At 64.7% G+C, this 10939-nt stretch carries 2 protein-coding genes; both read left to right on the forward strand.

Features of this window, described 5'->3' with window-relative positions; translation table 11 throughout:
- Positions 1–10077 (forward strand): non-ribosomal peptide synthetase (locus M0954_RS20915; protein WP_297355254.1); only part of this gene is annotated, 10077 nt, incomplete at its 5' end.
- Positions 10078–10204: 127 nt separating this feature from the next.
- Positions 10205–10939, forward strand: a 735-nt coding sequence (locus M0954_RS20920) for a condensation domain-containing protein (protein ID WP_297355256.1), incomplete at its 3' end; no start/stop codon positions are given.

Raw genomic sequence — 10939 nt, forward strand, 5'->3', positions numbered from 1 at the left:
CTCGAAGCACACGACTGCGCCGACCTGCCGTTCACGAAAGTGGTCGATGCCCTGCAGCCCCAACGCAGTCTGGGCCACACACCGCTTTTTCAGGCGATGTTCAACTACCTCGGCGCGGATCGCGATATGCCGCATTTGCCTGGCCTCGAGGTGTCCAATCATGAAGTCGGTGCGCAGACCGCGCGTTTCGATCTGGTGCTCGCTGCGCGAGAGCGTACGCACGGCCTCGAAGTGGCCCTGACCTACGCCGAAGATCTGTTCGATGCTTCGGTGATCGAACAGATGCTGGATCACTACGTTGTGCTGCTCGAACAGATAGCACGCAACGCCACTGCGCCGCTTGCCAGCTTCGAACTGGTGCGCGAAATTCCGGCCATGCCCACGCAAAAGGCTTTCGAGTCAGTGCCGGCGCGCTTCGTGGCGAGCGCTGCACGGCAGCCGCAGGCGCTCGCCGTGCATTGCGAAGGGGAGCACGTGACTTACGGTTCGCTCGATGCGTGGGCCGGACGGATTGCAATGCGTCTCGTCACGGCTGGTGTGCGCGCTGACGAGCGGGTTGGCATCTGCATGACGCGTTCCATCGGTATGGTGGCGTCGCTGCTCGGCACACTCAGATCGCCGGGCGCGTTCGTGCCGCTCGATCCGACGTATCCGGCCGAGCGTCTCGCGCTGATGATGGACGATGCGGGTGTGCGCGTGCTGTTGATCGATCGAGCGACGCAGGAGCAATGCGGCGCATTGTTCGATGGTCGTACGGTGATTGATGTTCATGCGCTGGATGATGATTCGTATGAGGCGGCAGATGCAGCCTCTAGCGAAGCCGTAAGCGCTAACGCAGCCTCAACCGCAGCGCCTGTGTACGCACCGCATCCCGAGCAGCTTGCCTATGTGATCTACACCTCAGGGTCGACCGGCCGCCCGAAGGGCGTTGCGATCACGCACGGAGCGTTTGCTGCCCACCTCGACGATTTCATCGCGGCTCACCGGATCGATGCAAACGATACCGTCCTGCAGTCCTCAACGATCAACTTCGACGTCGCGTTGCACGAACTGCTGCCGGCGCTGCTGCGCGGCGGCAAGGTCGAGATGCGTGGCCCGGAGCCGTGGGACATCGAGACGACGAGTCAGCACCTGATCGATGCACGCGTGACGTTTTCGCGCTTGCCTACGGCCTATTGGCAGCAGTGGCTGCGCACGCCGCCGTCGGCGGACGCCCTCACGGCGCTGCGGCAGATCACGGTCGGCGGCGAAGGCTTGCCGGGCGACGCGCTTGCGCAATGGCGCAATGGACCGCTCGGCCATATTGGCCTCGCGAACCTGTATGGCCCGACGGAAACAACTGTGGCCTGCATGTATCGCGCGACCACCGCTGACGACGCCTCGCAACCGATCGTCTCTATCGGCAAACCCTACGCGTCGCGCACCGCTCGCGTGCTCGATAGCGATGGCAACGAAGCACCGGTTGGCGCGCTGGGCGAACTGTGCATTGGCGGTCACACGCTCGCGCGCGGCTATCTGGACCGGCCGTCGCTGACAGCCGATCGTTTCGTCCCCGACCCGTCGCATCCTGGTGCGCGCCTGTATCGCACTGGCGATTTGTGTCGTCGCCGTGCCGACGGCGCGATCGACTTCCTCGGCCGTCTTGATCAACAGGTCAAGCTGCGCGGCGTGCGCATCGAACCTGGGGAAATCGAGGCAGCACTGCGCCGTCAACCAGGCGTCGCCGATGCAGTGGTCGTCCTCGCGAAGGACCTGGGTGCGCCGCGCCTCGTCGCCTATGTGGTCGCGAAACAGGGCGAGTCTTTACAGAGCACCGCGTTGCAGCATGCACTCGCGCAGCAGTTGCCGGCGCACATGGTGCCCTCGGCGATTGCACAGCTCGACGCGTTGCCGTTGATGCGCAACGGCAAGGTCGACCGCGCGGCGCTGCCGGTAGTCGGTGCAGAGGAAAACGAACAAAGTGTCGCGCCGCGCAACGATGCCGAGCGGCTATTGCTGACGCTATGGGAGGCCGTACTAGGGCGCGACGGCCTGGGTGTCGAGGACGATTTCTTCGCCGCTGGCGGTGACTCCATTCTGAGCCTGCAACTGATTGCCCGGGCCCGCGCGCAGGGTTGGCTGCTGACGCCGCGTCAGGTATTCGAACATCCCACGATCGCGCGTCTTGCGATGGTGATGCGTCCGCTCGAAGATGGCGGCGGCGAAGTGCTGACCGAGGTACGCGATGCGTTGCCGATGACACCGGTTCAGGCGTGGTTTTTCAACCGCTATCCGGACGGCGAGCCGCATTGGAATCAGTCAGTTTTGCTGGAGGTGCGCGGCGAACTGGAGGCCGACGCGCTGGAGCGTGCGCTGAGCGCCGTGGTGGCGCGTCACGATGCGCTGCGTCTGCGTTTCGAGCGGTATCCGGATGGCTGGAGCCAGCGGGTGCTGGCCGATGCGCCACTGGGACTGCTGAGCGTCAGTGATCTGCGTGACGCATCGTACGCGCCGGGCGGTTGGCAGGAGGCATTGGCCACGCAAGGGCAGATTGCGCAACAGAGCCTCGATCCACAGGCCGGGCGTCTTGTGAAGGCGGTGTACCTCAAGGTGCCCTCGGCGGCGCACGGCGCGGCGCAAGCCACGGCGTCGGGCCGTCTGCTACTGGTGATTCATCACCTTGCCGTCGACGGAGTGTCGTGGCGCGTCCTGTTGGCCGATCTTCAGGAAGCCTACGCGGCGACACTCACGCGCAAGCTGCCGTTGCTCGGTCCGAGTACGCCGTGGAGCGTCTGGGCGGATGCCCAGCGCAAAGCCATTGGCGATAGCCGGGTGACCGCGGCGTTGCACGCGTGGCAAAACGCGCTGACCGGCGCCGCGCCGGGACTGTCCGCACCATGCGGCACATCCGCGTCGAGTCGCCAGATCGATTGGCGCCTCGACGCCACTGCGACCGCTGCGTTGCGCCATGCCGCACCACGTGCGTACCGGCTCGGCATCGACGAGCTGTTGCTAACCGCGCTCACTCGCACGCTGGCTAACGCGTTGGGTAGCAACGGCGTGCTGCTCGCGCTGGAGGGGCATGGTCGCGAATCGCAGACTGTATTGGGCACGAGCGAACGCGGTGTCCCAGGTATGGACCTGAGCCGCACGGTCGGCTGGTTCACGACGCGCTATCCGGTCTGGCTGTCCGCGCAACCCGAAGCGGACGACGCGGCCGCGCTCATTTCCACCAAGGAACGGCTACGCTCGCTGCCGGACGACGGCGTTTCATGGGGCTGGCTGCAGGCCTATGGAACCGCAGCCGTACGTGATGCCCTCGCTGGTTTGCCTATGCCGCGCGTCAGTTTCAACTACCTGGGCCAGTTCGATCAAAGTCTCGGCGCCGATGGCCCGTTTGGTTTTGCGAACGAACCGGCGGGCGACCCGCAGCCGGACGACGAACCGCTCGGCTACGCGCTCGATCTGAACGGCATGATTGTCGACGACTGCCTGTCGCTCAGTTGGCGCTACGACCCGGCGGTACTCGCGCAAGCGGACGTCGAGGCGTTGCTGGCGACGTTCGACCGCGAAGTCGCGAACCTCGTTGCGCATTGCACCGTCGCGACGCCGCGCGTGAGCGCTTCGGATGTCCCTCTCGCCGCGCTCACGCAGAGTGAACTCGACGCGCTTGGCTTGCCGCTCGCGACGATCGAAGATCTCTATCCCGCCACGCCGCTGCAGCAGGGCCTGATTTTCCACACCCTGATGGAGCCAGGTGCGTACCTGAATCGTAAGCGCTTGACGCTGCGCGGCGCGCTCGACGTCGACGCAATGCGCGCGGCGTGGCGCACGGTTGTCGCACGTCACGCGGTTTTGCGTACGCGCTTCGTGCGTGCGCATGGCGGCGCGATGCTGCAGGCCGTGTATGCCGAGGTGCCGGAGCCATTTGTCGTGCACGACTGGAGCGACCGCAGCGATTACGATGAAGCGTTTGCGCACTGGTTCGAGTTCGAAGCGCCGCATCTGATCGATCTCGACGCGGCTCCCTTGATGCACGTCGCGCTGATCAAACGGCCCGATGGCGCACACGATCTGGCATGGATCAATCACCACGTACTCTCCGATGGCTGGAGCAGCGCACAGTTGCTTGGCGAACTGAGTCGCGCCTACCACGCGGCCAGCCGCGGTGAAACGCCACTACTCGATCCCGTCGTACCGTATCGTTCGTACCTCGAATGGCTGCGCGAGCAACCTGATGCAGGTACATGGTGGCGTACCAGGCTGGCACGCGTCGACCGTCCGGCGCTGCTGCTCGATAGCGTGCCGTCGCTGCCGGCGACTCGTACGTCGCGTACGTCGCGCGGCACGTACGCGCGCGCTGCATTTGGCCAACGCGCGCAGACGCTCGACGTTGCACTGAGCGCCGCGCTCGCGCAGGCCGCGCAAAGTTACGGCGTGACGCTCAATACGTTGATTCAGGGCGCCTGGGCGCTGGTGCTGGCACGTTTCGGCAACCGTCGTCAGGTCAGTTTCGGGGTGACCGTGGCGGGGCGTCCGGCGGATCTTCCAGGGGCGGCGTCGATCCAGGGACTGTTTATCAATAGCCTGCCGCTGTGGGTCGATGTGCCGGCGCAGCAGCCTGTCGCCGAGTGGCTGCGCGAACTACAGACGTACAACGTCGAGTTGCGTCAGGCCGGTCATGCGCCGCTTTCGTCGATCCAGCAATGGGCGGGACCGAGCTTCGGCACGCTGTTCGACTCTCTGCTGGTGTTCGAGAACTTCCCGGTCGATCCTGCGTTGAACGACGGATCGCTGGGCTTGAGTGTCGCGTCTTCCGAGTCGTTCGAGCGCACGCACTATCCGTTGACGCTGGGCATCGTGCCCGGTGAGCGTATTGCGTTGGAGTGGAGCTGGGACGTGCAACGCATCCCGGAGACAACACACTCCACATTGCAGAGCGCCTATGTGGATCTGCTCGCGCAGTTGGCGCGAGTTCACACTCAGGATGCCGCGCTGGGTGCGTTGCGTGTGGCTGGGCCGGGCGCGTTGAGCGGCGCGGCGACTGGCGCTGCGCCGCACGTCTATCGTCCGTTCGTCACGCGTTTTGAGGCCGCGATGCGGCAGCAACCGGATGCGCTGGCGGTGCATTGCGACGGCGCGACGCTTAGCTACTTTGAACTGAACCAGTGGGCGAACCGGATTGCTCACCGCCTGAGCGCGGCGGGCGTAACGCGGGAGGCCCGCGTCGGCGTTTGCGTCGAGCGTTCGCCCGCCCTGATCGCCGCGTTGCTGGGTGTGATGAAGGCGGGTGGCGCGTACGTGCCGCTCGATCCTGCCTATCCGCGCGAACGGTTGCGCGACATGATCGACGATGCGCAATTGACGACGCTGTTGACCGACGCGGGCACTCGCGCAATGCACGCCGAACTGTTCGCTTCGACTGTGTGCCCGGAGGTCCGGGTAGACGAGACCACGGCGGAACTGGACCACGATCGCGAGTATGCGCTGCACGCTGAGCAACTCGCCTATGTGATCTATACGTCCGGTTCGACTGGCAAGCCCAAGGGCGTCGCCATCACGCATGGCGCGCTGAGCCTGCATCTGGACGACTTCATCGCTGAGAACGGTTTGTGCGCGGAAGATCGCGTACTGCAATTTTCAACCGTCAATTTAGACTCGGCGGTGGAGCACATTTTTGCCTCACTCGCGGTGGGCGCGTCGCTCGAATTGCGCGGACCGGTGCTGTGGAGCGGCGCTGAATTCACGCGTGTGCTGCAGGAACGCCGCGTCACGGTCGCGGACTTGCCGACCGGATATTGGAAGCAGTGGGCGCAGCAACTATCTGACGATACCGCCGGGCTCGCGTTGCGTCGTGTCACGGTTGGGGGCGAAGCGTTACCGGGTAACGCGGTTGCGCAATGGTTCGACGGACCGCTTGCGGATATCGTCCTCGTGAATACCTATGGTCCGACTGAAGCAACCGTTACCGCGTCGGGTCAACTTGTCACAGCCGGGCATGCCGAAAATATCGCGGTGCCAGTAGGGCCGCCGTGGGCTTCGCGTATCTACCGGATCCTCGATGCGGATGGCGAGCCGGTGCCCGAAGGCGGCCTCGGCGAACTGTGCATCGGTGGTGCGACGCTGGCGCGCGGCTACCTCGGCCGAGCCGCGCAGACCGCTGAGCGTTTCGTACCTGACCCGTTGGGGGCTCACGGCTCGCGTGTTTATCGAACCGGCGATCTGTGCCGTTGGCTCGCCGACGGCAGCGTGGCGTATCTGGGCCGGCTCGACGATCAGGTGAAGGTACGCGGCTACCGGATCGAACTGGGCGAGATAGAACGTGCCCTGTGCGCGCACGCTGGCGTGAAGGAGGCGGTGGTAATCGCACGAGGCGATCACGAAGCGAAACGCCTGCTGGGTTATGTCGTTCTCGCGGACAACGCGGCCGCGATCAATGGTAGCGCGCTGCGCGAGGCGCTGACGCGCACGCTGCCGGCCTATATGGTGCCGGCGTCAATCGTGACGCTCGACGTGCTGCCGACTCTGCCGAACGGTAAGCTCGACCGCAAGGCATTGCCCGATGCAGATAGAGATAATACGGATTACATAGCACCTGAAACACCGCTTGAAAGGATGCTTGCCGATATCTGGCAGGCAGTGCTGGGCATTGAGCGGGTCAGCGCACTCGATGATTTCTTCGCGCTCGGTGGGCACTCCCTGCTGGCGCTGCAGGTGGCGGCGCGTTTGCAACGCGCGCTCGACCGGGAGGTCGCGCTGCGGATGTTGTTCGAACATCCGGCGCTGCGATCGCTTGCGTCCGCACTCGATGAGGGAGCACGCGAAACCCGTCATGCACGCAGGCTGCAGCCCTTGCTGCGCCTGGGTCGGCGCGAGACGCCGCCGACGCATGGACAAGAGCGCTTATGGTTCCTCTGGCGTCTGGCGCCCGACAACCCGGCCTACCATCTTTCATTGGCTGTGCAGATTGACGGCGAGCTCGACGTGACGGCACTGCGTAAGGCGCTCGATAGCGTGGCGCAGCGCCACGAGATGCTGCATAGCCGCTTCGAGGAACGCGACGGCGCGCCGTGGCTGATCGTCGATAAACATCTGGGCTGCGAATGGTCCGAGACGGTCTTCCCGGACGTAGACGACGCAGCCGATCCGACCGTTGCTGCGTGGCTGCGCGATGGTGCCTCCAGATCATTCGATCTCGCACGCGGCCCTGTGCTGCGCGCGCAACTGGCGCGCCTTGGCGGTGGCTCACACGTGTTCGGGCTGGTGGTGCATCACATTGCCGCCGACGGCTGGTCGATGAATCTGTTGATCGACGAATTGCTGAGTGCCTATGCGGCGCATCGCGCCGGTCGCGCACCGGCGTTTGCGCCGCTGCCGGTCCAGTACGCGGACTTCGCCGCCTGGCAGCGCGAGACGCTCGACGCCACCGCACTCGAACAGCAGCTCGACTATTGGCGCATGCGTCTCGGTGACGAACAGCCGGTGCTCGAATTGCCGACGGATCGTCCACGTCCTGCGCTGCGCAGCTCGGACGGCGGACAGGTCGAAGGCGTGCTTGACAAGCCGCTCGCCGACGCGCTGCAAGGCTTCGCTCTTCGGCACGACGCGACGTTGTTTATGACGCTGCTAGCGGCATTCCATGCGTTGCTGCACCGCTATGGCGGCCAGCGCGACATCCGAGTTGGCATTCCACTGTCGGGCCGGGAGCAACTGGAGATCGAGCCGTTGATTGGCTTCTTCGTCAACACGGCGGTGATCCGTTCGGACCTCACGGGCTCGCTGCCGTTCGACGCATTGCTCGAGCAAGTGAAGCAGAGGGTGTTGGAGGCGCAGGCCAATCAGGATGTCCCGTTTGCACAGATCGTCGATGCGCTGCAGCCGGCGCGCGCGGCAAATCACACGCCGCTCTTCCAGGCAATGTTCAATCTCGACGTGCCGGCGGGTCCGCTCGACCAGCACGCCGGAACGGCGCTGCAGTTGCGGCCGCTGGGTGATCAACGCACGGCTGCGCAGTTCGACCTGACGCTCAACGTATCGACTACCGAGCGGTTGAGCTTGTCCTTCAGCTATACGACGGATCTGTTCGAGCGCGCCACGGTCGAACGTTTGATGCGCGATTACGTGTGCATGTTGACGCAACTGGTGGGCGAGGAAACGGCAAGCGCGCCACGGTTGCGAGACTTTGCGCTCGAAGCACGGTCTGTCGCGCAACGCGGTGCGAGCGAACCCCCTGTTTTGACGGTGCCATTTGTGCCGGTGCACGCTCGCATTGCTGAACAGGCATCGGGCTCTCCCGATGCGATCGCGCTGCGATGTGCCGGTGCGACGCTCAGTTATCAGCAACTCGATCAGCGGGCAACGCGACTCGCGCGGCGGCTTCTTCGCTGCGGCGTTACGGCGGAAGCGCGCGTAGGTGTGTGCGTATCCCGTTCGCCGCAGATGGTCGTGGCGATACTTGCCGTGCTAAAGACCGGTGCCGCCTATGTGCCGCTCGATCCGGCCTATCCGGCGGCGCATCTGGCCGGCATGATCGACGACGCGCTGCTGACATGCACACTCGTCGATGCCGCGGGACGCGAGCGTCTGGCGGACATCGGGGGAGATCATATCCTCGTCGGGGCCGACGGCGGCGCAGACGGTCAGGATCAAACCGAAGTGGAACACGATGCTGCGTTCGCAGACGCGAACGCAGCCGGGCAGCATGTTTGCCCCCTGTCGTCTGCACCGGTTCGAGCCGAGCAGCTCGCCTATGTGATCTATACCTCGGGATCGACAGGCAAACCGAAGGGCGTTGCCGTCACACACGGCGCGCTCGCGCGTTTCCTCTCCAGCATGCAAGCTCGCCTTGCGCTGAATGTTGACGACGTCTGGCTCGCCGTCACCACGCTGTCTTTCGACATCGCTGCGCTCGAGCTGTATCTCCCGTTGCTTGCAGGTGCCACGATCGAACTCGCGACGCGGGAAACCGTCGCCGATGGCCGTCGCCTCGCCGCGCTCGTCGACGCGTCTCACGCGAGCGTCATGCAGGCGACGCCGATGGGTTGGCGTGTTCTGCTCGATGGCGGCTGGCAGGGTCGACCGGGCACGGGCACGCCGATGCGCGCCTTGTGCGGCGGCGAGGCGCTGCCGGCGGATCTCGCCGACGCGTTGCAGACGCGCGGCGTGCAGCTATGGAATATGTATGGCCCGACCGAAACGACGATCTGGTCGAGCGCCGCGCGGCTCGATGCCGCCGGCGCACCGATTACGCTCGGCGCACCACTCGAATATACGACGCTGATGGTGCTCGACGCCGACGGTAATCCGGTGCCGGACAACGGCATCGGCGAGTTGTGCATTGGCGGCGCCAATCTCGCACGCGGTTATACGCGGCGCGCCGGACTGACCGCCGAGCACTTCCTGCCAGACCCGCATGGCGCACCAGGCGCACGTCTGTACCGAACCGGCGACTTATGCCGGATACGCGGCGACGGACAACTGGAGTACCTGGGCCGGGCCGATCAGCAGGTGAAGCTGCGTGGCTTCCGGATCGAACTGGGCGAAACCGAAGCGGCATTGCGCACGCTTGATGGCGTCGCCGACGCGGCGTGCCAGATACAGGGCGAGGGTACGTCGCGGCGCCTCGTTGCATTCATAACCGGCGAGGCCGATCCGGCGGAGTTGCGCCCGCTGCTGGCGAACCGGCTGCCCGCGCAGCAGGTGCCTGCGCAGATAGCGCGGCTCGAAGTGCTGCCACTGACGTCGAACGGTAAGCTGAACCGCAAGGCACTCCCGTTGCTGATATCCGGGACGACGGACGCGTATCGCCCGCCTGTCACGCCTACCGAGGTCCTGTTATGCCGGATCTGGAGCGAGGTGCTGGACGTGGCGCAGGTTGGGCTCGATGACGATTTCTTTGCGCTAGGCGGACATTCGCTGCTCGCTGTGCGGGTGGCGTCGCGTGTCGGCGAGGCGCTCGGCCGGAAGATCGAACTGGGACTGCTGTTTGCGCATCCATCGCTCGTCGAGGTAGCCGCACAACTGGATCGAAGTGCCGCCGCGGATGGCGATGGGGCGGCCACGCTCGATGCGTTGCAAGATCTGATGGATTCCTTATGAACAGACTGCTCACGAGCGCAATAGTCGGCATCGTCACGCAACTCGCTTGGCGGAAAGCGTGGGAAGTTTGGGAAACGTGGGATTCGCAGAACTTGCCGAATTCGCAGAAAAACAGGAAACGATGAACGTGACGGATCACTCTTTCTCTGCGCCCGGTGTAAAAGACGCACCCGCAGCGCCCAATGCATCGCCGGCCGCGGTTCGCCGGCCCGACGCATTGCGCCTCGCGCAGCAGTACGCGGCGCTTCCGGAAGACAGGCGCGCACTGTTTCGCGCCCGCGCACGGGCTCAGGGGCTCGACGTAGACACGCTGCCGGTTGTTCCGCTTTCGCCGAGACCGGCTCGCTTTCCGCTGTTGTTTGCACAGGAGCGGTTGTGGTTTCTGTGGTGTCTCGATCCGCATCACGCGGGTTATCACATCACGCACACGCTGCGGCTGACAGATGCTCTCGATGTTGACGCGTTACATCGCGCATTGCGCCAACTGGTGCGCCGGCACGAAGCGCTCACGCTGCGTTTCGATGCAGAAGAAGGAGTGCCGACGCAATATCCGGCACCCGATGCCAGCTATGGTTTCGTGCAGCGGAGCCTGGCGGACGACGGCGCGACACTCGCCGAGGCGCTACGCGATTTCGCCTGCGAACCGTTCGATCTCGCCAATGGTCCGGTGCTGCGGGTCGCACTGCTCGAGACGGGTGGGCAGGGCTGCGTTCTGCAGTTCGTCGTGCATCACATCGTCGCCGATGCGTGGTCGATGGATGTGCTGTTCCGCGATCTGCTGGCGTTTTATCACGGCGCGGATGACCTGCCGCCATTGCCTGTGCAACTGGCAGACGTCGCATTGTGGCAGCGGGAATGGTCC

Origin of the sequence: Paraburkholderia sp., from assembly GCF_026225065.1 — a bacterium.
Classification (GTDB): domain Bacteria; phylum Pseudomonadota; class Gammaproteobacteria; order Burkholderiales; family Burkholderiaceae; genus Paraburkholderia.